Raw genomic sequence first — 20,554 nt, 5'->3', positions numbered from 1 at the left:
CGGGCTCTGCCCGGCTGCCTGCGTTATTTCGCGTATCGCCCGCCGCAGTTCGAATCCTTGCCGGGGCCGGTTTCGATGGTCGCCAGCAGGGCGGCCGGCGGGGCGATACTGCCCAGGGTGATTGCGATGGCACCCCGAATGCCCAGTGCCTTGAAGTCGGGGCGGAACGACGGGTCCTTGAACGTGCCGCCGATGCGCAGCGGCGAGCGCAACGCCAGGATGCTGATGTCCTTCGGCCGTGGGCGCAGCAGCAGGTCGAGTTTTTCCTGCTTCAGGTCCACCGTGCCTTCGCCCAGGATCAGCGTATCGGTGGTGTCGAACGCCAACTGCTGCGAGGTCATCACACCGCTGGCCACGTTGAAATCACCCCACGCGCAGCGCAGCGGAATCTGCTTGTCGCCGGTAAACAGGAATTTCAGCGATTCGGCCACGTCGAGGCCGGCCAGCTCCATGACCAGGTTGCCGACATGGCCGCGACCGATACCGACGGCGACACTGCCGTCGGAGCTGCCGAGCATTGCCGCCACGGAGTTGCCGGTGCCGCTTAATTTGATCTCGCCGCTGATGCCACCGGAGGCCTGCTCGGCGAGCTTGGCGTCGGGGAACAGCTTGCCCAGCTGCACTTTGCGGATGCTGGCATTGAGTTGGGTGGCGATGGTCGGCTTGCGCGCATCCATGCGTATGGTGCTGCGGATATCGCCGCCGGCAACGCCGAAGTTCAACGGATCGAGGCGCAGCAGCCCGTCGTCCAGCTTCAGGTGCGCATCCATGTCATCCAGCGGCAGCACCGGCGAATTGATCCGCTGCGCCTTCCAGCGCACGTCGGCGTCCATGGCGCGCAGCTTGCCGAGATCGTAGGGCGTATCGGGCAGCACGCGGGTCTTCACCGCGAGCGCGGCCGCCTTGGCCTTCTGTTCGGCATTGGCCGATTCGCCGGCACCGGTCTTCGGCGGCGCGCCGATGAAGCCGGCAAGATCATCGAAGTCCAGGCGCTTGGACACGAGGTCGGCCTTGAGCAGGGGACGCTCCCTGCCAACTTCGATCTGCGCGGTGCCGCCCAGATCGCTGTCGCCGGCCACGCCGGTAAAGTTCTCGTAGCGCCAGATGTCGTTGTTGCGCTTGAGTCGACCCTTGAGCCGATACGGCGGGGTGGACGGAATGGCCAGTCCAATCAGCGGATACAGGTCTTCCATGTCCTGGCCGCTCAGGGCAAGGTCGAGGTCGAAGGTGCGCAATGCGAACGGATTGGTGAGCGTGCCGCTGGCAATGGCGTGGGTATTGCCGGCGCGGCCGTCCAGGTGGATGCGGAACGGATGATCACTGTTGGTCAATTCCAGCGGGGATTCGGTATTGCCGTTCAAGGTGAACGGATTGCCCTGCCAACGGCCCTTGCCGTTGACCAGCAGCGGCGGGGCACTGTCCGCATTGCGGGGCTTGCCACTGTTGAGGGCGACAAGAATGTCGGTCTTGCCGGCAGCATCCAGGAATTGCAGTCTGCCGTCCTCGACCAGCAGGCGCCGCAGCACGGGCGGGTTGCCGTCGCTGGGCCCCAAAAAGTCCCAGTTGCCGGGCTGACCTTTGCCGGGCGCGGTTTCGAGCAGCAGGTCCGGGCGGGTCAGGCGGATTTCGGGAATCTGGATATCTCCCCGCAGCAGCGGCCAGGCGCGCAGATCAATTTCGGCCCGGTCGGCACTGGCCATGCGCGGCTTTTTGGACCATTCGGCGTTGGCAAAGGTCAGCCCATCGGCGCGCACGGTCAGGGTGCGCCCAAGATCGACATCCAGGTTGCCGCCAATATGGAATTCGCGCCCGGTCTTGGCCTGCACGGCGCGTTCAACCGGTCCCTTGAACCAGTTCCAATCCCACAGCGCGATGACCACCAGCGCCAGCGCAAACAGGAACACCAGCACCGCCAACCAGCGTTGCCCCCGCTTGCCAGGGCGGCGCAAGCGCCAACGGGAGCGGGAGGAGGGCGTATCAGGCGCAGGCGCGGGAACGGTATTCACCCGCCCATCCTTGCCCGTTCATCGTGCACGTAACGCGAAGCATTGGTAAGGATGGTGTCAGTGTTGCGCCAAAAGCCAAAGCCAAAGCCAAAGCCAAAGCGTTAGCTTTTCATTTCTACGTGCTGGGGCGGGCGGGGGTAGCCCATGCCGAGACACGCCGTAAACCCATCCATGGGGGCTCGTAGAAAACATCCATGTTTTCTGCGGTCCCGGCATGGGCTACCCCCGCCCACCCCCTCAGCATTTTCCTCGGCGGCAGGTCGAGCACGCTTGCGCTCTTGAACGCTCTTGAACGCTCTTGGACCGCTATTGATCTTCTATGCACACCGACCAAGCGTCGAAGGGGTGGTGTGGGTGGGTTGACGGGACCGTAGAGCGCCATGGATGGCGTGAACGAGCCTACAGGGACGTACTTGCGGCGTGTCCCGGCTGCCCACCCACACCGCCCCTAAACAGTGGGCAAATAGCAGCCTGCTGTTGCTGTTGCTGTTGCTGTTGCTCCAGCTATTCGCTTCAAAGAATCTGAGCAGTAACCGCGACGAAGTGACAGACGCTGCCGCCGATGACGAACAGGTGCCAGATCGCGTGGGAGTAGGGGATGGATTCGCGGTGGTAGAAATACGTGCCGAGCGTGTAGGAGAGGCCGCCGGCGAACAGCCAGCCGAGCGTCCAGCCGTCGATCGAGGACCACATCGGCTTGATCGCTACCAATACCATCCAGCCCATCGCGATGTAGATGATCGTCGACAGCAGCTTGAAACGGCCGGTGAAGAACAGTTTGAAGATCACACCGGACAGCGCCAGTGCCCAGATCGCCGTGAACATGCCCCAGCCCCAGGGGCCGCCGCGCAGCCCGATCAGCGTGAATGGGGTGTAGGTGCCGGCGATCAGCAGATAGATCGCGCAATGGTCGAAGACCTTCAGGCGGCCCTTGGCGATCGGGTGCTGGATCGCGTGGTACAGCGTCGAGGCGGTGTAGAGCAGCAGCAGGGCCACGCCGAACACGATCGCGCTGGCCAGCTGCCAGGCGTCGCCGTAGATCGCGGCAAGCGTGATCAGCACCGCGCTGCCGGCCAGTGCCGCAACGGCACCCAGCCCGTGGGTCAGGGCGCTGGCGATTTCTTCACGTACGGAAGCAACAGAGGTCATGGCGATGATCGTCGCGCGGGGAGGGGGAGCCCGCTCCCCCCTATCATCGCCGCGATGGCACGTGCATGCACGCGCCATCGTTCAAGCGTGCCTGGTCAGGACACCGACACGCTGTGCGCTGCCTCGCGGGTCGCCGCGAAGCGCACGTCCGGCGCGCGTTCCTGCGCCAGCTGCAGGTTGACCCGGGTCGGGGCCAGGTAGACCAGCTGGCCCGCCGCGTCGATGCTGAGGTTGCCCGCGTTCTTCTCGCGGAACTCTTCCAGCTTCTTCTCATTGCTGCAGGTGACCCAGCGCGCCGTCGTTACGCTGACCGGCTCGAACGTCGCTTCCACGCCATATTCGTCCTTCAGGCGGTAGGCCGCCACGTCGAACTGCAGCACGCCGACCGCGCCCAGGATCAGATCGTTGCTCATCAGCGGGCGGAAGAACTGCGTCGCGCCTTCCTCCGACAGCTGCGCCAGGCCCTTCTGCAGCTGCTTGAGCTTCAGTGGGTCACGCAACCGCGCGCGGCGGAACAGCTCCGGTGCGAAGTTCGGAATGCCGGTGAAGCTGACGGCCTCGCCTTCCGTGAATGTGTCGCCGATGGAGATCGTGCCGTGGTTGTGGATGCCGATCACATCGCCCGGCCAGGCCTCGGCCGCGATCTCGCGGTCGCTGGCCATGAACGTCAGCGCATTGGCCAGCTTCATCTCCTTGCCCGTGCGCACGTGGAAGGTCTTCATGCCGGCCACGAAGCGGCCCGAGCACACGCGCATGAACGCCACGCGGTCGCGATGCTGCGGGTCCATGTTGGCCTGGATCTTGAACACGAAGCCGGTCAGCTTGTTCTCCTGCGGCGCGATCACGCGGCCGGTGGTGGCGCGTGCCTGCGGCGACGGTGCGTGCTCGACAAAGAAATCCAGCAGCGGCTGCACGCCGAAGTTGTTCACGCCCGAACCGAAGAAGACCGGCGTCTGCTTGCCGGCCAGGTACGCCTCGAGGTCGAACGGGTGGCTGGCGCCCTGCACCAGTTCCAGCTCGTCGCGCAGGTCGGCCAGCATGCGCTCGCCGATCTTCTCGGCCAGGCCGGGCGAATCGATCGAGGGGAAGATCGTCGAATCCTGACGGGTGAAGTTGCGGCCCTGCTCGTACAGGTGCACTTCGCCGCTGATCAGATGCACCACGCCCTTCAGGCGCTGGCCCATGCCGATCGGCCAGGTTACCGGCGCGCACTGGATCCCGAGCACGCTCTCCACTTCGTCCAGCAGATCGATCGGCTCCTTGCCCTCTCGGTCCAGCTTGTTGATGAACGTCATGATCGGCGTGTCGCGCAGGCGGCACACCTCCATCAGCTTGATCGTGCGCTCTTCCACGCCCTTGGCGACGTCGATCACCATCAGCGCCGAGTCGACCGCGGTCAGCACGCGGTAGGTGTCCTCGCCGAAGTCGGCGTGGCCAGGGGTATCGAGCAGGTTGACGATCTTGCCTTCGTACGGGAACTGCATCACCGACGAAGTGACCGAGATGCCGCGTTCCTTTTCCAGCGCCATCCAGTCGGACGTGGCATGCCGGGCCGCCTTGCGACCCTTGACCGAACCGGCCATCTGGATCGCACCGCCGAACAGCAGCAGCTTTTCGGTCAGCGTGGTCTTGCCGGCGTCAGGATGGGAAATGATGGCGAAGGTGCGGCGGCGCGCAGCTTCGGTAGCGACTTCGGACATGGCGTGACGCGCCCGCCCGGGGCGCTTTTCAAAGAGATAAGCCGGCGATTATACCGGGCCGCCGCGGTCGGCGGGTCAGGGGGACGCCGCCTGCCCCGGATCGGCCTCTTCACGCGCGAAGTGCAGCTCGCCCTGCGGGGCCACGATACGGACCGGAATCGAGCGCAACTGCATGCCCACATTGACCTGCACTACGAAGTGCAGGTGCGGCGCGGTGCTGTAACCGGTGTTGCCCGAGACCCCGATGCGCTGCCCGGCCTCGACCCGCTGCCCGCTGCGCACCAGCACCCCATTGGCCTGCAGGTGCGCGTAGACGGCCATGCTGCCGTCTTCGTGCAGCACCCGGATGAAGTTGGCCCGCGCGCGGTCGCGCGCCGGGTCGCGGCCATTGGCGCTGAAATTGCCCTGCACCTGCATCACCTTGCCGGCCCGCGCGGCCAGCACCGGCGTGCCTTCCGGCAGCGCGAAGTCCACCGCATCGCGGTTCTCGGGGTCGGTGTGGCTGAAATGCCCCTGCGGCGCCTGGGTCACCTGGAAGCGCTTTGCGTCGAAGGGCAGCGCGTACGTCACATCGCGCGGCCGCGCGGCCGGATCGCCCGGCACCGCGTCCAGCAGCAGGTTCAGGCGTTCGGTGTCGGGCGGCAACTGCAGGCGGACCACCACCACGCTGGCCGATCCGGGCAGCACCGCCTGCATGGGCAGCCCCGGCAGCAGCGCCGCCCCGCTTTCCTGGCGCAGGGCGATCTGGACCGGGCCGGCCAGGTGGTTGTCGACCCGGGCCTGCCAGCGGCTCGCCCCGCCTTCCAGCTTCACCGAGGCGATGCCGCCGGCGGTGGGGCCCTGCGGGGCGCCGTCCACCTGCTGGACCAGCCCCCAGCCAGAGCGCCACTCCTGCGCCGCAGGGGCGCCGGACGCCAGCGAAACCAGGGGGCACAGCAGCAGGGACAGCAGCAGGGTGCGGCGCATCGTCGATCTTCGCGTGAGGGTGCGCGGACTCTACGCAACTGTATCCGTTCAGGAAAGTGGGCTGATGAGAAAAAACTATATCGCTTCATCCCGATGAAAGGATTGACATGGCCGCGGGAGGCTGGCATCGTGGCTCCACCATCGAGACCGGCAGAGGGACAGGCCCTTTGAAGCCGGGGCAGCCCGCAGACGCGCAAGCGACCTGCGTAGGTGCCAAATCCTGCGGAGACCGTGGCGTCTTCCGAAAGATGGTTCGAACCGTGCACCGTGCGTGCGCTTCGAACGCGAGCTCCGCGAAAGCTCGATGGCCGTTTCTCCTTATCGGGATACCGCCATGTCTTTCGCCACTGCCGCCGTTGCCACCGACTCCTTCGCCCCGCTGAGCGTTCCGGTTGATGCCGGGCGCTGCGCCGTGCGCGGCGAAATCGCCGCGATCCTGTCGATGCGCCACGGAGGCCTGCGGCCGGTACGGCTGCGCTACGAGCTGGTGGGCCGTGCCGAAGCGCCGGTGGTGGTGCTGGCCGGTGGCATCTCGGCGCACCGCCACGTGGCCGCCAACGGCGAGTTCACCGAGAAGGGCTGGGCGGAGGGCCTGGTCGGCGCCGGCCGCACGCTCGATCCGGCGTCGCTGCGCATCCTGGCCTTCGACTTCATCGGTGCCGACGGTTCGCTCGACCTGCCGATCGACACCGCCGACCAGGCCGACGCATTGCTGCTCCTGCTGGACCACCTGGGCATCGCCCAGCTGCAGTGCTTCGTCGGCTACTCCTACGGTGCACTGGTCGGCCAGCAGTTCGCGGTGCGCCACCGCCAGCGCCTGCTCAAGCTGGTCGCGGTCAGCGGCGCGCATCGTCCGCATCCCTATGCGGCGGCCTGGCGCGCGCTGCAACGCCGTGCGGTCGCGCTGGGCCAACTGCAGTGCGCCGAAAGCCACGGGCTGGCACTCGCCCGGCAGTTCGCCATGCTCAGCTACCGCACCCCGGAAGAGTTCGGCGAGCGCTTCGACGCCGCGCCGGAAGTGGTGAATGGCCGCGTGCGCGTGGCCGCCGAAGACTACCTGGACGCGGCGGGCGCGCAGTACGTCGCGCGTACCCCGGTCGAGGCGTACCTGCGCCTGTCCGAATCCATCGACCTGCACCGCATCGACCCGGCCGCCATCGACGTGCCCACCGTGGTGGTGGCCGTTGAAGGCGATCGTCTGGTGCCGCTGGCCGACCTGGTCGGCCTGGTCGAAGGGCTGGGCCGGCACGGCAGCCTGCGCGTACTGCGCTCGCCTTACGGCCACGACGCCTTCCTGAAAGAAACCGATCGCATCGACGCGATCCTCGCCAACGCATTCCGCCTCCCGGGAGAAAACGCATGAGTCTGTCCACCGGTTCCGAGCCGTCCTGTAGCCGTGTTACCGCCGCCGTGCGTGCCGGCATCGACCGTGATACCGCGCATGGGGCGGTGACCCCGCCGATCGTGCTGTCGTCGAACTTCAGCTTCGACGGCTTCGGCAACAAGCGCCAGTACGACTACACGCGCAGCGGCAACCCGACCCGCGACCTGCTGGGCGAGGCGCTGGCCGAACTGGAGGGGGGCGCCGGTGGCGTCATCACCTCGACCGGGATGGGCGCCATCAATCTGGTGCTCAACGCGCTGCTGCAGCCGGGCGATACGCTGGTGGTGCCGCACGACGCGTACGGCGGCAGCTGGCGCCTGTTCAATGCACTGGCGAAGAAGGGGCACTTCACTCTGGTCACCGCCGACCTGACCGACCCGCGTTCGCTGGCCGAGGCGCTGGCCGGTTCGCCCACGCTGGTGCTGATCGAGACCCCGTCCAATCCGCTGCTGCGCATCACCGACCTGCGCTTCGTGATCGACGCCGCGCACAAGGCCGGTGCCAAGGTGGTGGTGGACAACACCTTCCTGTCGCCGGCGCTGCAGCAGCCGATCGCCTTCGGTGCCGATGTGGTGCTGCACTCCACCACCAAGTACATCAACGGCCACAGCGACGTGGTCGGCGGTGCGGTGATCGCGCGCGACCCGGCGCTGCATGAGCAGCTGGTGTGGTGGGCCAATGCGCTGGGCCTGACCGGCTCGCCGTTCGACGCATTCCTGACCCTGCGCGGTCTGCGCACGCTGGGCGCCCGCCTGCGCGTGCACCAGGAGAATACCGCCGGCATCGTCGAGCTGCTGGCCGCCAGCGACGCGGTGGCGAATGTGTACTACCCGGGCCTTGCCGGGCATCCGGGCCACGCCATCGCCGCGCGCCAGCAGAGTGGTTTTGGCGCGATGCTGTCGTTCGAACTGGCCTCCTGCCCGGGCGATGATCCGCACGCGGCCGTGCGTGCCTTCGTCGATGGCCTGCGCTGCTTCACCCTGGCCGAATCGCTGGGCGGCGTGGAGAGCCTGGTGGCGCACCCGGCCACCATGACCCACGCGGCGATGACCGCCGAGGCGCGCGCGCATGCGGGCATCGGCGAGGGGCTGCTGCGCCTGTCGGTCGGCATCGAAGCGCTGGAGGACCTGGTGGCCGACCTGCAGGCCGGGCTGGAGCGCGCGCAGGCGGTGATCGACCTGCAGTCGCAGGCGGCGCGGCGCAAACAGGTGGACGCATGAGCGCGGTGGTTCCGTTCACGCGTGCGCTGCCGCGCCGGCTGGCCCTGCTGGGCACGGGCACGGTAGGCACCGCGTTCGTGCAGCGCTACCAGGCGCTGCAGTCGCGCGGCATCACGCTGCCGCAGTTCTCCTGGCTGGCCAACTCGCGCACGGCACGTGCCTGCGAACAGTTGCCCGAACAGGAACTGGCCGAGGCCAACCGCGCCCAGCGCGGTGCGCCGGCGGTGCAGCCCTGGGCCGAGGCCGAGGGACTGCAGCGCGGCGATGTGGTGGTGGATGCCACCGCCAGCGACGATGTAGCCAACTGGCATGAACAATGGCTGGCGCGCGGCGTGCATGTGGTGACCGCCAACAAGCTGGGGCAGGGCGCGCAGCTGGCGCGCGCGCAGGCCATCGCCGACAGCGGTCATGGCGGCGGCGCGCGATATGGCGACAGTGCCACCGTGGGTGCCGGGCTGCCGTTGCTGAGCAGCCTGCGCGGGCTGGTGGCGGGCGGCGACCACATCCACCGGGTGGAGGGCGTGCTGTCCGGCTCACTGGCCTGGCTGTTCCATCACTACGATGGCCAGCGCCGGTTCTCGGCGTGGGTACGCGAGGCGGCCGACGCCGGTTACACCGAACCGGATCCGCGCGTGGACCTGTCCGGCGAAGACGTGCGCCGCAAGCTGCTGATCCTGGCCCGCGCCAGCGGCATTGCGCTGCGCGCCGAGCAGGTGCAGGTTGCATCGCTGGTGCCCGACGCGTTGGCCTCGTTGCCGGTCGCCGCGGCCATCGAGCAGCTGTCGCTGCTGGATGCACCGCTGCAACGGCAGTGGGAGCAGGCCCAGGCGCAGAATGGCTGCCTGCGCTTCATCGGCGGCTTCGACCGTGATGGCGCCCGTGTCGGCCTGCGCATCGTGGCGCAGGACCATCCCCTGGCGGGTGGCGCCCAGACCGACAACCGCGTGGCGATCCACAGCGACCGCTACAGCGCCCAACCGCTGCTGATCCAGGGACCGGGCGCAGGCGCCGACGTCACCGCCGCGGCGCTCCTTGACGATGTGTTGCGGATAGCAAAGGCGTAGAGCCACGCCCTGCGTGGCTTCGCGGTACCGAACGAAGAGCAGCCACGCCTGAATCACGTCCCGTTGCGGCGGGAGGTTCCGCGCGCATGGCGATGCGTTCATCGAATCGGCGCCCGTCGGTCAAACGGCGCGGCGTGGCTCTACGCCGGTGGTACCCCGGACGTCGCGGAGGCGGGCAGAATTACTTCCCGCCCTTCAACGCCTCCAATAAGGCCGCATTGAACCGCTCGGGATCCTGCACCTGCGGCGAATGGCCGAGCTCGTCGAAGCTCACCAGCGTTGCACCTGGAATCGCGGCGGCCGCCGCCTTGCCCAGGGCGGGGTAGTCGCCCAACGTGGCCTTCAACGCGGCAGGCGCGAGATCACGGCCGATCGCGGTGCGGTCCTTCTGGCCGATGAGCAGCGTGGTGGGCACCTTGATGTTGGGCAGTTCGTAGACCACCGGCTGGTTGAACACCATGTCCGAGGTCAGCGCCTGGCTCCATGCGACGGCCTCTTTGCCCGGGCCGGCGTACATGCCGGCCTGCATGCGCGCCCAGTGTTCGTACTCCGGCGTCCAGTCGCCGTTGTAGTACACCTCCAACTGGTACTTCTTGATGCTGTCGAAGCTGGTCTTCAGCTCGTTGGCATACCACGCATCCACGCTGCGCCACGGCACGCCCTTGGCCTTCCAGTCTTCCAGTCCGATCGGGTTGACCAGCGCCAGCTGGCGGATCTGCTGCGGGTACATCAGCGCAAAGCGCGTGGCCAGCATGCCGCCCATCGAGTGGCCGACCAGGTCCACCTTGGTGGTGTCCAGCTTGAGGTGGGCGAGCAGGGCCTGGGTGTTGGCGGCCAGCTGGCCGAACGAGTACTGGTAGCGCAGCGGCTTGCTGGACTTGCAGAAGCCGATCTGGTCCGGCGCGATGACGCGGTAGCCGGCCGCACTCAACGCGGTGATCGTGTCGCGCCAAGTCCCCGCGCAGAAATTCTTGCCGTGCAGCAGCACGACCGTGCCCACCAGCGCGCGGCCGGCCGGCGGTACATCCAGGTAGGCCATTTCGAGCGGTTGCCGCTGCGAATCCAGGCGGAAGGTGTTGACCGGCCAGCCGTAGTCGAACGCCTGCAGGCGTGCGTCATAGGTGTCGGCGGCAAGGCCGGTCAGGGGCAGGCAGGCAAGCAGGGCAGCGGCCAGGATGCGCATGGCGGTCTCCAATAGGGGAACCACCAGCATAACCGTGGCCGCTCAGTCGCGTGGGGCTCTGCCCCAACCGAACCGTGGCGCCGGGCTCTGCCCGGCAGACCTTATCAACACTCGATGACGTTGACCGCCAGGCCACCGCGGCTGGTTTCCTTGTACTTGTCCTGCATGTCGCGGCCGGTATCGCGCATGGTCTTGATCACCTTGTCCAGCGAGACCTTGTGCTTGCCGTCGCCGCGCATGGCCATGCGCGAGGCATTGATCGCCTTGACCGCGCCCATTGCATTGCGCTCGATGCAGGGAATCTGCACCAGGCCGCCGATCGGGTCGCAGGTGAGGCCGAGGTTGTGTTCCATGCCGATCTCGGCGGCGTTCTCGATCTGGCTCGGGTTGCCGCCCAACGCGGCGACCAGGCCGCCGGCGGCCATCGAGCAGGCCACGCCGACCTCGCCCTGGCAGCCGACTTCGGCGCCGGAGATCGAGGCGTTTTCCTTGTACAGGATGCCGATGGCGGCCGACGTCAGCAGGAAGTCGAACACCCGCTGCTCATTGGCGCCCGGGCAGAAACGGTCGAAGTAGTGCAGCACCGCCGGCAGCACGCCGGCCGCGCCGTTGGTCGGCGCGGTGACCACACGACCGCCGGCCGCGTTTTCTTCGTTCACCGCCAGTGCGTACAGGTTCACCCAGTCCAGCGTGGTCAGCGGATCGCGCATGGCCGCTTCCGGCTTGGAGGACAGCTCGCGGTACAGCGCCGGCGCGCGGCGCGACACCTGCAGGCCGCCCGGCAGGGTGCCTTCCTGGCGGATGCCACGGGCCACGCACTGCTGCATGGCGTCCCAGATCTCGCGCAGCTGCTCGCGGATCTCGTCCTCGCTGCGCCAGCACTTCTCGTTCTCGAACATCATCTGGGCAATGCTCAGGCCGCTGCGCGCGGTCTGGGCCAGCAGTTCGTCGCCACTCTTGAACGGGTAGGGCAGCGGGGTTTCATCGGGCACGATGCGATCATCGGCCGCGTCGTCCTGGTTGACCACGAATCCGCCGCCCACCGAGTAGTAGTCGCGCGTGGCGATCACCTGGTCCTGCGCATCGAAGGCGGTGAAGCGCATGCCGTTGGTGTGGTAGGGCAGCTTCTGGCGCTTGTTCAGGCCCAGGTCGCGCTTCTCGTCGAAGGCGATTTCATGGGTGCCCATCAGCCGGATGCGTTTGCTGCTGCGGATCCGCTCGAGCGTGGCGGGAATGATGTCCGGGTCGATCAGGTTCGGGCGCTGGCCTTCCAGGCCCAGCAGCACGGCCTTGTCGGTGCCATGGCCGCGACCGGTCAGCGCCAGCGAGCCGTAGACGTCGGCGCGGATGCGCACCACGTCCTGCAGGCAGCCCGGGTCCAGCAGCCAGCGGTGCACGAAGCGTTCGGCAGCCTTCATCGGCCCGACGGTGTGCGAGGAGCTCGGGCCAATGCCGATCTTGAAAACGTCGAACGTGCTGACAGCCATGATTGCCAAACTGCGGGTATCGGATGGAGCGCTATTCTATGCTTTCCGCAGCAACCACCCTGGCTGCAACGCAACATAGGGGCGTCATGTTCATCCTGTACCAGCGCGACGACTGCCATCTCTGCGACCTGGCCCTGGCGGTCCTGTCCCAGGCCCGGGTGCCCGGGCTGGACAGTGTGTTCATCGACGATGACGCCGCCCTGGAAGCCCGCTATGGCAGCCGGGTGCCCGTCCTGCGCGACGGGCAGGGCCGGGAGCTGGACTGGCCATTCGACGCCTCCACCCTGTCGGTATGGATGACGGACCAGCGGTAGCGCCGGCCGTTGGCTGGCACTCCGGAACGCCGCACCGCCAAGGGGTTACTTCGCCTGCAGCTTCACCACGGTACTGATTGCGGTTTCGTCCGGGATGGTCTTGGTGTCGTTCCAGTCGCCCTGGCCTACGCCGAAGTCCAAGCGCTTGACTGTGGCTTTGCCCTTGAGTTCCGGGTTGGCACCGGGCTTCCATTCGAAGGTGAAGGTGACCGGCTTGCTCACCCCGCGCAGCTCCAGCGTGCCATTGGCGACGTACTTGTCGCCGTTCTTGGTGAAGCCCTTGGCGGTGTACCTGGCCGTGGCGAACTTGGCGACGTTGAAGAAGTCCGCCGTCTTCAGCGTTGAATCGCGGTCACTATTGCCGGTCACGGCACCTGCCAGCGGAATGGTCACGTCCAGCGTGCCCGCTGCCGGGTTGGCCGGATCGAAGCTGACCTTGGTCGAGAAGCCCGGAAACTTGCCGGTGAACACCTCGCCGTCGTACTTGGTGGCGAAGGCCAGGTGCGAGCCTGCGCCCGGGGCCTGCACGTAATCGGCGGCCAGCACTGGGGCGGTGGCCATCAGGCCGGCCAGCGCGGCAGCGACGGCGGCGGGGGAGGTGAGTTTGATGTTCATCGTCAATCCTTCTGGGGGGAGGCGATCCAGCGTTGCGGCAGCATGCGCGCCAGCGTGGCATCGCGTTGGAAGAAATGGTGGTACAGCGCGGCGCCGGCGTGCGCGACGACCACCGCGATCAGCAGCCAGAAGCCCCACTCGTGGATGGCGTGGGAGATGTCACGCGCCGCCGGGTCCGGTGCGACCAGTTTGGGCACGTCGACCAGGCCGAACCAGCGGAACGGACGCAGGCCACTGGCCGAATCGTAGATCCAGCCGGACAACGGCAGCGCGAACATCAGTACGTACAGCAGCCAGTGCGTGGCCGAGGCGATGCGCTCCTGCCAGGTCGGCGTGCCGGGCACGGGCTCGGGGGCACCGGCATACAGGCGCCAGCCCAGGCGCAGCGCCACCAGCGCCAGCACGGTGATGCCCAGCGACTTGTGCGCGGTATACACCCAGAAGTATTTCGGGGTACGGGGCAGCTCGCCCATGGTCAGGCCGACGATGCCCAGCACAAGGATGAGCACGGCGATCAGCCAATGCAGGCTCTGGCTGACAGTGCCCCAGCGGTCACGGGTGTTTCGGGTGGTCATGGCGAGCGCTTCCGGGCGGACGGAGTGGATGGAATGTCGGAGTCATCGCTCGGCACCGGAGTTCCCGGTTCCTCGACGGACGGTGTGTCCTGCGGATCGGTGGCGCTGCGATCGCGAACGGCTTCGGCCTCGATGCGCAGCTGCACCTGGTCGCCGATCATCGACGGCCACGCATCCACGCCGAACGCGCTGCGGCTGAGCGTGGCAGTTGCCGAGAAGCCGGCTGTGCGGCGGAACGGCGGCATCGGATGGCGCTTGACCGCGTTGAGCGTGACATCGAGCGCCACTTCCCCACTCACGCCTCGCAGGGTCAGCTCACCGATTACCCGCGCGTGCGTGGCATCGACGGGCTCGATGCGGGTAGAGACAAAGCGGGCCTCGGGATGGCGTTCGGCATCCAGCAGGTTGCGCGCCAGTGCGGCCTTGTTCCATTTGTCGTCGCCCAGGTCCAGGCGCTGCAGGGGCACGCTGACTGTGAGCGTGGCGCTGCGCCAGTCGTCGGCATCGAAGGAGAGAGTGCCTTCACTGCCCGACACCGTGCCCAGGGCCTGCGAGAAGCCGGCATGCTCGACCGCGAACAGGACCCGCGTGTGCACCGGGTCGAGCCGGTAGGTATCGGGTGCGGCGCTCACCGCCCAGGGGGCGATGGACAACAGCAGGGCAAGGGTCAGGCGCTGGTTCACGGCCGGCTCCATTCAGGGCTGGGCCGATCATACGCGTTGCCCCGTGATGCCTGGCAGCACCATGGCTGCAACAGATCGTGGTGCGGCCAGCGGGCTGGGGCCGGGGCGTTGCGCAGCGCACTGTGTGACAATCGCGGGCAACAGGGAGAACTCGATGGCGTTGAGCACGCGCGGTTGGCGGGCAGGCATCGTGCTGCTGGCACTGGCGTTGTGTTGGGTGCCGTCAGCGTTGTGGGCCGCAGGGACATCGGCAGAAACACCGCGCATGCGCCGTCTCGGTGCCGCCGAAGGCATGCCTTCGCGCATGGTGCTGGCGCTGGCGCAGGATCGCCAGGGCTATATCTGGGCGGCCACCGACGATGGCCTGGCCCGGGTTGACGGCGTGGGCCTGCGCGTGTGGCGGCATGAGCCGGACGATCCCGGTTCGCTGCCCGGCAATGAAATCGAGACGTTGCTGGTCGATCCGCTGGACCGGGTCTGGGTCGGCAGCAATGGCGTCGGGTTGAGCATGCTGGGGCCGGGGCGCGAGCGCTTCGAGCGCTTCCCCGAGCTCAACGAGCACTGCGAAGGCCAGTTCTGGTCATTGGCCTATGCCGCCAAATCGCTGTGGATCGGCACCAATCGCCACGGCATCTGCCGGCGCGACGAGGACGGCACGCTGCAGCGCTACCGGAGCGACCCGGCCGATCCCCACAGTCTTCCCGACGACACCATCTACAGCCTGCTGGCCGACCCCCAGGGCCGTGTCTGGGTCGGCACCGGCAGTGGCGTGGCGCGCTGGGACGGGCGCAGCTTTACCCGCATCGCGCCGGCCGTGCTCGGCGGCAAGAGCGTCTTTCGCCTGACCCGCGACCCGGACGGCACGGTCTGGGCCGGGACCGAGGGCGGCCTGTTCCGGATCGGCGCCGACGGCAGCGTGCGCCCGGCACCGTGGACGCTCAGCGCCGACGTCCGTGCGGCCACCGTGGTGCACGACCGCAATGGGGGCTACTGGTTGGGCACGGCCGATGGCCTCTACCGCGGCGACGAGCAGAACCTGCGCCTGCTGGCCGGCGATGGCGGCAGTGGCTTCCTGACCGAACGCAGCGGCGTGCTGGACATGCTGCAGGACCACGAAGGCGGCCTGTGGGTCGCGATGCTGACCCAGGGCCTGGCCTATCTGCCGCCGGACTGGAAGCGCTTCTCCACCTGGTACCAGCTCGACGGCAAGCCGCTGGACAGCGTTTACCTGCTCGGGGTCGGGGCCGCCGGCAATGCGTATTACATCGCCGGTGCGCACGGGCTGTACCACTTGGACGACAGTGCCCGCCTGAGCCAGATTGCCGACGAAAAAAAGCTGGGCGTCGGCGCCATCTGGGCGGTGCTGCCGCGTGCCGACGGTGCGCTGTGGATCGGCCGCGCCGGCCGGTTGGGCCTGTACCAGCCGCAGTCCGGACAGCTGCGCGAATGGAAGATCGGCGGCGGTTCGGATGTGCGTCAGCGCATCGACCTGATCCGTGAGGCGCCCAACGGCGAGCTGTGGTTGTCGATCATGAATTTCGGCATCCAGCGCCGCGACGCAAACGGCGAGCTGCTCGAATCCATCCGGATCGAGGAGGGGCGGGGGCTGACCGAAAACCCGGTCGAACAGATGGTGTTCGATCCGCGCGGCCAGTTGTGGATCATGGGCGACATGGGCCTGCTGCGTTGGCAGGAAAACCGCTTCGAACGCGTGCCTGGCATTTCAGAAGGGATGGTGTTCGACATCGCCTGGGCAGGTCCGGACGACGTGTGGATGGCGCGCAAGGGCAGCCTGGAGCGCTACCGCTGGGATGGCCTGAGCATGACCCTGCGCGAGCGGGTCGGTGCCGCGCAGGGCGTACCGCCGGTGTCGATGGGCGGTCTGGTGCTCGGCCGCGGCGGCCAGGTATGGGCGACCACGCCGCGCGGCCTGGTGTGTTGGCATTCGCAGGCGCGGCGCCTGCGCCTGTACGGCGAACGCGATGGACTGCCGGACGTGGAGTTCAGTGGACGACCGCCGGTGCGCGCCGCCGATGGACGGGTGCTGGCCGTCACGGCGACCGGGCTGGTCGGCTTCGATCCGGACGCGGCCGACCTGAAGCTGCCGCCCTCACAGCTGGTGATCGACAACATCCAGGTGCGTCGTGACGACGCCGAGGGCCAGCAGTCGCTGCCTGTCAATGCGCCCTTGCTGCTGGGGCCGGACGACCGTGACCTGATCATCTCCGCGCGGCTGCTGTCCTATGCCAGCCCGATGGGCAACCGCTACCGCTACCGCGTTTCGGGCTACGACCAGAACTGGGTGATGCAGAATGCCGACGGCGAGCGGCTGCTGTCGCGGCTGCCCTCGGGCCAGTACGCCATCGATGTGCAGGCCGCCACGCCGCACGGTGACTGGACGCCGTCGCGCACCATCAGCGTGCAGGTGCAGCCGCCCTGGTGGCGCAGCGGCTGGGCCATCTTCGGCTACCTCGTGCTGTGGCTGCTGTTGATCGCGGCGCTGCTGCTGTTCGCCCGCGCGCGGCTGCGCCGCCGGCAGCAGTGGCAGCTGACCGTGCACAAGCAGCAGATCGCCGAGCAGGCCTCGCAGGCCAAGAGTCGTTTCCTGGCCACGCTGGGGCATGAAGTGCGCACGCCAATGACCGGTGTGCTGGGCATGAGCGAGCTGTTGCTGGCGACGCCGCTGGATGACCTGCAGCGCGGCTATGCCGCGTCCATCCAACATGCCGGCGCCCACCTGCTGCGCCTGGTCAATGACGCGCTCGACCTGGCGCGGATCGAAGCCGGCCGGCTGGAGCTGGACATCCGCCCCTTCGACCTGATGTCGATGCTCACCCAGGTGGAGGCGCTGATGGAGCCGATGGCGCATCACCGTGGGCTGGCCTTTGAGCGCAGCTTCAACCTGCCCGGTCCGGTGCAGGTCAGCGGCGACGAGATGCGCGTGCGGCAGATCCTGATGAACCTGCTGGGCAACGCCATCAAGTTCACCGAGCAGGGGCACGTGGGCCTGGATGTCGAACTGCAGGGCGATGGCATGGGCCTGGTGTTCGAGGTCTCCGATACCGGCCCGGGCATCAACGAGGACCAGCAACAGCGCCTGTTCCACCGCTTCGAGCAGGCCGACGGCCCGCGTACCGCCTCACGCTACGGTGGCAGTGGGCTGGGCCTGGCCATCTGCCAGGAACTGGCGATGGCGATGGGGGGGCGCATCGGCATCGACAGCCAGCCGGGACACGGTGCGCGTTTCACCGTGCACCTGCCCCTGCCATGGAGCCAGCGCCACGGCGCAGCCAGTCACCCCGCGCCGGACGGTGCGCGGATCGAGCTGCCGCCGCTGCGCATTCTGCTGGTGGAAGACGACGCCACCGTCGCCGAAGTGATCGCAGGGCTGCTACGCGCGCGCGGGCACGCCGTGGTGCACGCATTGCACGGTCTTGCCGCGCTGTCGGAAATCACCGCCGGTGACTTCGACGTCGGTCTGCTCGATCTGGACCTGCCGGCCTTGGACGGCATCGCCATTGCCGGGCAGCTGCGGGCAATGGGCTATGAGTTGCCGCTGGTCGCTGTCACCGCGCGCTCGGACGCATACGCCGAGCAGCAGGTGCTGGCGGCCGGGTTCGACGGCTTCCTGCGCAAGCCGGTCACGGGCGACCTGCTGGTGGATGCCATTGCCCAGGCGCGCGCGGCCCGAGCCCCCGCTGGCTGAGCCGGGCGAAGCCATTTGATAGCCTGCGTGTTGTCGAATCGATCAATCAATCTAAAACTTGATTCGCATTCGTGTGACCTGTTTACAGAATGTCCGGTGCAAGCGGGCGATGCGGGTTCTACCGTGACAGGGATGAGAATGTTGCCGCTGCGGTAGACGGTGAAGCGTCCGCGAGTCGCCCTGCGCGGGCAACTGGGAACCCTGCTGCTGGTCGTGTGCCTGGGCTGGTCCGCGCAGGTCTTCGCCGTGGTCGTCCAGATGCCGTGGCCGCGCCAGCTGGGCCCAACCGATGGGCTGCCGGATCCGCTGGTGCGCGAGATTGCCGAAGATGCCACGGGCTATCTGTGGCTGGCCGGCAGTGACGGTCTGATGCGTTTCGATGGCCAGCGCTACCGCCTGTGGCGGCACGACGAAGGCTTGCCGGACGTGGACCTGCGCTCGGTGCACGTGGACGCGCGGGACCGGCTCTGGCTGGGCACGGCCACCCGCGGACTGGTGATGATGGGGGCCGGCCGCAGCGGCTTCCTGCGTGTGGATGCCTCCGCCCCGCCCGCGGTCCGTACGGGTCATCTGCGCCAGGTAACGAGCAGCCGCGATGGCTGGGTCTGGGTCATCGGTGACGATCAGCGCCTGTATGGCCTGTCACCGCGACTGGCGCGCTGGCAACGCCAGTCGCTGAACGACCAGGCGGTGCGCATGCTGGCCCGCGATGCAGAAGGCGCACTGTGGGCGGCGTCGGCCGGCGGACTGTGGCGCTGGAACGGTGAGGGTTTCGTGTCCGTGCCGCTGTCGTTGCCGGCAGCGACGCAACTGCTGTCACTGTGGGCAGACCCGCAGGGAGGAATTGAAGTAGGGACTTCGCGCGGAACCTGGGTGCTCGACGCCCGCCAGCGGGTGCGCGCCGGCCCGCTGCCGATGCGCAGCGTGCTGCGCAGCGCCGACGCGACGCTCTGGCAGCAGGGCGATGGCGTGCTGCAGCGCCGTGACGCTGCCGGGGTGCATCCGGTTGCGCTGCATCCAGCGCCCGGCGCGGCACCGGCCCCGGTGCGGGTGCGGCAGGCGCTGCAGGATCGACACGGCGACCTGTGGTGGGTCACCGAGCGGCACGGGGTGTGGTGGCTGCCGGCGCGCTGGCGGCAGTTCACCGCACTGCCGGCCACTAGCGATGACGGACCGGGACTGCGCAGCGGCACGGTAGTGGCGCTGGCAATATCGGGGGACGACCATGCATGGGTGGCAGGCAGCGGCGGAAGATTGCAGCGCCTGGATCTGCGCAGCGGGGGCAGCATCGACCACATCGATCACGCACGCGGTTTCGACAGCGCGTTGCCGGTGGGCCTGGCAGAGGACGCCGCCGGCCAGCTCTGGATTGCCAGCGGGGACCGCCTCGTCCGCTACGATCCCGTGCGCCGCGAGCGCCAGGAATGGCGGACGGGCGTGGGAACGCGCCCGGCCGCCGTCAACCTGCGCAGCTGCGCGGCCGGGCAACTGTGGCTGGCGCATCCGCAGGCGCTGCAACAGTGGTCGAGCACGGGAGCGCTGCTGCGCAGTGGCACGCCAACCGCCCTGGGTCTGAGCGCCGATGTGCCGGCACGGCAGCTGCTGTGTACGCGCGACGACAACGTGTGGGCGACCGATTCACAGGGCGTCATGCGCTGGTCAGCGGACCGCGAGCGCTTCGAGCCGATCGATGGCGACAGCGGTGGCAGTGTGGTCGCGCTGGCCGAAGCCGACGACGGCGCGCTCTGGGTCAGCCGCCACGGCGCACTGGAGCACTACCGTTACACCGGTGGGCGCCTGCAGCGGCTGCATCGTTTCGATGCCGCACAGGGCTACCCGCAGCTGCGCGCGGACGCGCTTGCCGTGGGTCGCGATGGCGTGGCGTGGGCGGGCACGGCACGCGGGCTGGTGCGCGTCGATCCGCGCCAGGGTGACGTGCGGGTGCTGGGTGTTGCCCAGGGCCTCCCGATGCAGGAAGTGCTGAGCCAGGCGCTGCTGCGCCTCGGCTCGGGTGCGCTGTTGGCGGGGATGGGGGAAGGCGGCCTGCTGGCCTTCGATCCGCGCGCGCTGCGCGAGCCGGATCGTCCGCCGGTGCTGGTCATGGAGGCCATGAGCCGTCGCCGCCAGGGCCGTCCGCTGCCGGTGCCCCTGCATGCATCGCCGGTGCTGTTGAGCACGGCCGACCGCAACGTGCGCGTCGCGGTCAGTCTGCTCGGCCGGGGCGACCCGGACCGCATCCAGTACCGGTTCCGTCTGACCGGGCAGGATCCGGGCTGGATCGATACCGGGCCGGTGGCCCAACGGCTGTTCGCGCGCCTGCCCGCCGGCGAGCACACGCTGCTGATGCAGGCGCGGCACGCCGAGGGACCGTGGTCGGCGGTGCGGCAGGTGTCGCTGCGGGTGCAGCCGCTGTGGTGGGAAACCGGCGCGGGCCGCGCCGCCATCGCCGCCGTGCTCTGCGCGCTGGTGGTGCTGGCGGCGCGCCTGCGGCAGCGCCAGCGG

Annotated in this window: 15 protein-coding genes and 1 riboswitch; of the genes, 6 read left to right on the top strand and 9 right to left on the bottom strand. The window is 68.2% G+C overall.

The window, feature by feature from the left end:
- Positions 1-23: 23 nt before the first annotated feature.
- From ACOZHM_RS19605 to ACOZHM_RS19590, 4 genes are all read right to left on the bottom strand, one after another.
- Positions 24-2,006 carry an AsmA family protein gene (locus tag ACOZHM_RS19605; protein WP_421570991.1) on the bottom strand — a complete coding sequence of 661 codons (1,983 nt, stop codon included), beginning with the start codon at positions 2,004-2,006 and terminating at the stop codon, positions 24-26.
- A gap of 513 nt (positions 2,007-2,519) precedes the next feature.
- A complete protein-coding gene (gene trhA, locus ACOZHM_RS19600; RefSeq protein ID WP_421570990.1) occupies positions 2,520-3,155 on the bottom strand; it encodes a PAQR family membrane homeostasis protein TrhA in 636 nt (211 codons plus the stop codon).
- Between the two features lie 95 nt (positions 3,156-3,250).
- Complete coding sequence (locus ACOZHM_RS19595; RefSeq protein WP_421570989.1) at positions 3,251-4,855, bottom strand: peptide chain release factor 3; 1,605 nt, start codon at positions 4,853-4,855, stop codon at positions 3,251-3,253.
- Between the two features lie 75 nt (positions 4,856-4,930).
- Positions 4,931-5,821: a M23 family metallopeptidase gene (locus ACOZHM_RS19590; protein WP_421570988.1), complete on the bottom strand. Its 891-nt coding sequence runs from the start codon at positions 5,819-5,821 to the stop codon at positions 4,931-4,933.
- Positions 5,822-5,956: 135 nt separating this feature from the next.
- A riboswitch (SAM riboswitch) is annotated at positions 5,957-6,076 on the top strand.
- Positions 6,077-6,155: 79 nt separating this feature from the next.
- Here ACOZHM_RS19590 and metX point away from each other — a divergent pair.
- From metX to ACOZHM_RS19575, 3 genes are read left to right on the top strand one after another with little or no spacing between them, the layout of a single operon-like run.
- Positions 6,156-7,184, top strand: a complete 1,029-nt coding sequence (gene metX / locus ACOZHM_RS19585; protein WP_421570987.1) for a homoserine O-succinyltransferase MetX — start codon at positions 6,156-6,158, stop codon at positions 7,182-7,184.
- Positions 7,181-8,425 carry an O-succinylhomoserine (thiol)-lyase gene (locus tag ACOZHM_RS19580; protein ID WP_421570986.1) on the top strand — a complete coding sequence of 415 codons (1,245 nt, stop codon included), beginning with the start codon at positions 7,181-7,183 and terminating at the stop codon, positions 8,423-8,425. The genes metX and ACOZHM_RS19580 overlap by 4 nt, the downstream gene beginning before the upstream one ends.
- Complete coding sequence (locus ACOZHM_RS19575) at positions 8,422-9,489, top strand: homoserine dehydrogenase (protein WP_421570985.1); 1,068 nt, start codon at positions 8,422-8,424, stop codon at positions 9,487-9,489. Before ACOZHM_RS19580 ends, ACOZHM_RS19575 begins: the two co-directional genes overlap by 4 nt.
- A gap of 181 nt (positions 9,490-9,670) precedes the next feature.
- Here ACOZHM_RS19575 and ACOZHM_RS19570 read toward each other — a convergent pair whose 3' ends face one another.
- Together ACOZHM_RS19570 and ACOZHM_RS19565 are read right to left on the bottom strand one after the other, a co-directional pair.
- Positions 9,671-10,672 (bottom strand): alpha/beta fold hydrolase, encoded by a 1,002-nt coding sequence (locus ACOZHM_RS19570; protein ID WP_421570984.1) that lies wholly within the window; start codon positions 10,670-10,672, stop codon positions 9,671-9,673.
- A 104-nt stretch (positions 10,673-10,776) separates the two neighbouring features.
- The gene (locus ACOZHM_RS19565; RefSeq protein ID WP_421570983.1) at positions 10,777-12,159 is read right to left on the bottom strand and encodes an L-serine ammonia-lyase; all 1,383 of its coding nucleotides are present in this window, start codon (positions 12,157-12,159) and stop codon (positions 10,777-10,779) included.
- 86 nt (positions 12,160-12,245) lie between these two features.
- Here ACOZHM_RS19565 and ACOZHM_RS19560 point away from each other — a divergent pair, with 86 nt between their 5' ends.
- Positions 12,246-12,473 carry a glutaredoxin family protein gene (locus ACOZHM_RS19560; RefSeq protein WP_421570981.1) on the top strand — a complete coding sequence of 76 codons (228 nt, stop codon included), beginning with the start codon at positions 12,246-12,248 and terminating at the stop codon, positions 12,471-12,473.
- A 45-nt stretch (positions 12,474-12,518) separates the two neighbouring features.
- Here ACOZHM_RS19560 and ACOZHM_RS19555 read toward each other — a convergent pair whose 3' ends face one another.
- From ACOZHM_RS19555 to ACOZHM_RS19545, 3 genes are read right to left on the bottom strand one after another with little or no spacing between them, the layout of a single operon-like run.
- Positions 12,519-13,088 carry a YceI family protein gene (locus tag ACOZHM_RS19555; RefSeq protein ID WP_421570980.1) on the bottom strand — a complete coding sequence of 190 codons (570 nt, stop codon included), beginning with the start codon at positions 13,086-13,088 and terminating at the stop codon, positions 12,519-12,521.
- A 2-nt stretch (positions 13,089-13,090) separates the two neighbouring features.
- A complete protein-coding gene (locus ACOZHM_RS19550) occupies positions 13,091-13,663 on the bottom strand; it encodes a cytochrome b (protein ID WP_421570978.1) in 573 nt (190 codons plus the stop codon).
- Positions 13,660-14,358 (bottom strand): YceI family protein, encoded by a 699-nt coding sequence (locus tag ACOZHM_RS19545; RefSeq protein WP_421570977.1) that lies wholly within the window; start codon positions 14,356-14,358, stop codon positions 13,660-13,662. The genes ACOZHM_RS19550 and ACOZHM_RS19545 overlap by 4 nt, the downstream gene beginning before the upstream one ends.
- A 142-nt stretch (positions 14,359-14,500) precedes the next feature.
- Between ACOZHM_RS19545 and ACOZHM_RS19540 the strand changes: the two genes are divergently transcribed.
- A complete protein-coding gene (locus tag ACOZHM_RS19540; protein WP_421570976.1) occupies positions 14,501-18,052 on the top strand; it encodes an ATP-binding protein in 3,552 nt (1,183 codons plus the stop codon).
- Between the two features lie 159 nt (positions 18,053-18,211).
- The coding region (locus tag ACOZHM_RS19535) for a triple tyrosine motif-containing protein (RefSeq protein WP_421570974.1) at positions 18,212-20,554 on the top strand (2,343 nt) is incomplete at its 3' end.

This window comes from Stenotrophomonas sp. PD6 (genome assembly GCF_049199305.1).
Classification (GTDB): domain Bacteria; phylum Pseudomonadota; class Gammaproteobacteria; order Xanthomonadales; family Xanthomonadaceae; genus Stenotrophomonas.
The sequence above is the reverse complement of the archived record's forward strand: the minus strand, read 5'-3'. Positions and strand labels throughout refer to the sequence as shown.

Bases quoted from the DNA above. Each gene is read 5' to 3' on its own strand.
- trhA (WP_421570990.1), bottom strand. From the start codon at position 3,155: ATGACCTCTGTTGCTTCCGTACGTGAAGAAATCGCCAGCGCCCTGACC.
- ACOZHM_RS19595 (WP_421570989.1), bottom strand. From the start codon at position 4,855: ATGTCCGAAGTCGCTACCGAAGCTGCGCGCCGCCGCACCTTCGCCATC.
- ACOZHM_RS19590 (WP_421570988.1), bottom strand. From the start codon at position 5,821: ATGCGCCGCACCCTGCTGCTGTCCCTGCTGCTGTGCCCCCTGGTTTCG.
- metX (WP_421570987.1), top strand. From the start codon at position 6,156: ATGTCTTTCGCCACTGCCGCCGTTGCCACCGACTCCTTCGCCCCGCTG.
- ACOZHM_RS19580 (WP_421570986.1), top strand. From the start codon at position 7,181: ATGAGTCTGTCCACCGGTTCCGAGCCGTCCTGTAGCCGTGTTACCGCC.
- ACOZHM_RS19575 (WP_421570985.1), top strand. From the start codon at position 8,422: ATGAGCGCGGTGGTTCCGTTCACGCGTGCGCTGCCGCGCCGGCTGGCC.
- ACOZHM_RS19570 (WP_421570984.1), bottom strand. From the start codon at position 10,672: ATGCGCATCCTGGCCGCTGCCCTGCTTGCCTGCCTGCCCCTGACCGGC.
- ACOZHM_RS19565 (WP_421570983.1), bottom strand. From the start codon at position 12,159: ATGGCTGTCAGCACGTTCGACGTTTTCAAGATCGGCATTGGCCCGAGC.
- ACOZHM_RS19560 (WP_421570981.1), top strand. From the start codon at position 12,246: ATGTTCATCCTGTACCAGCGCGACGACTGCCATCTCTGCGACCTGGCC.
- ACOZHM_RS19555 (WP_421570980.1), bottom strand. From the start codon at position 13,088: ATGAACATCAAACTCACCTCCCCCGCCGCCGTCGCTGCCGCGCTGGCC.
- ACOZHM_RS19550 (WP_421570978.1), bottom strand. From the start codon at position 13,663: ATGACCACCCGAAACACCCGTGACCGCTGGGGCACTGTCAGCCAGAGC.
- ACOZHM_RS19545 (WP_421570977.1), bottom strand. From the start codon at position 14,358: ATGGAGCCGGCCGTGAACCAGCGCCTGACCCTTGCCCTGCTGTTGTCC.
- ACOZHM_RS19540 (WP_421570976.1), top strand. From the start codon at position 14,501: ATGGCGTTGAGCACGCGCGGTTGGCGGGCAGGCATCGTGCTGCTGGCA.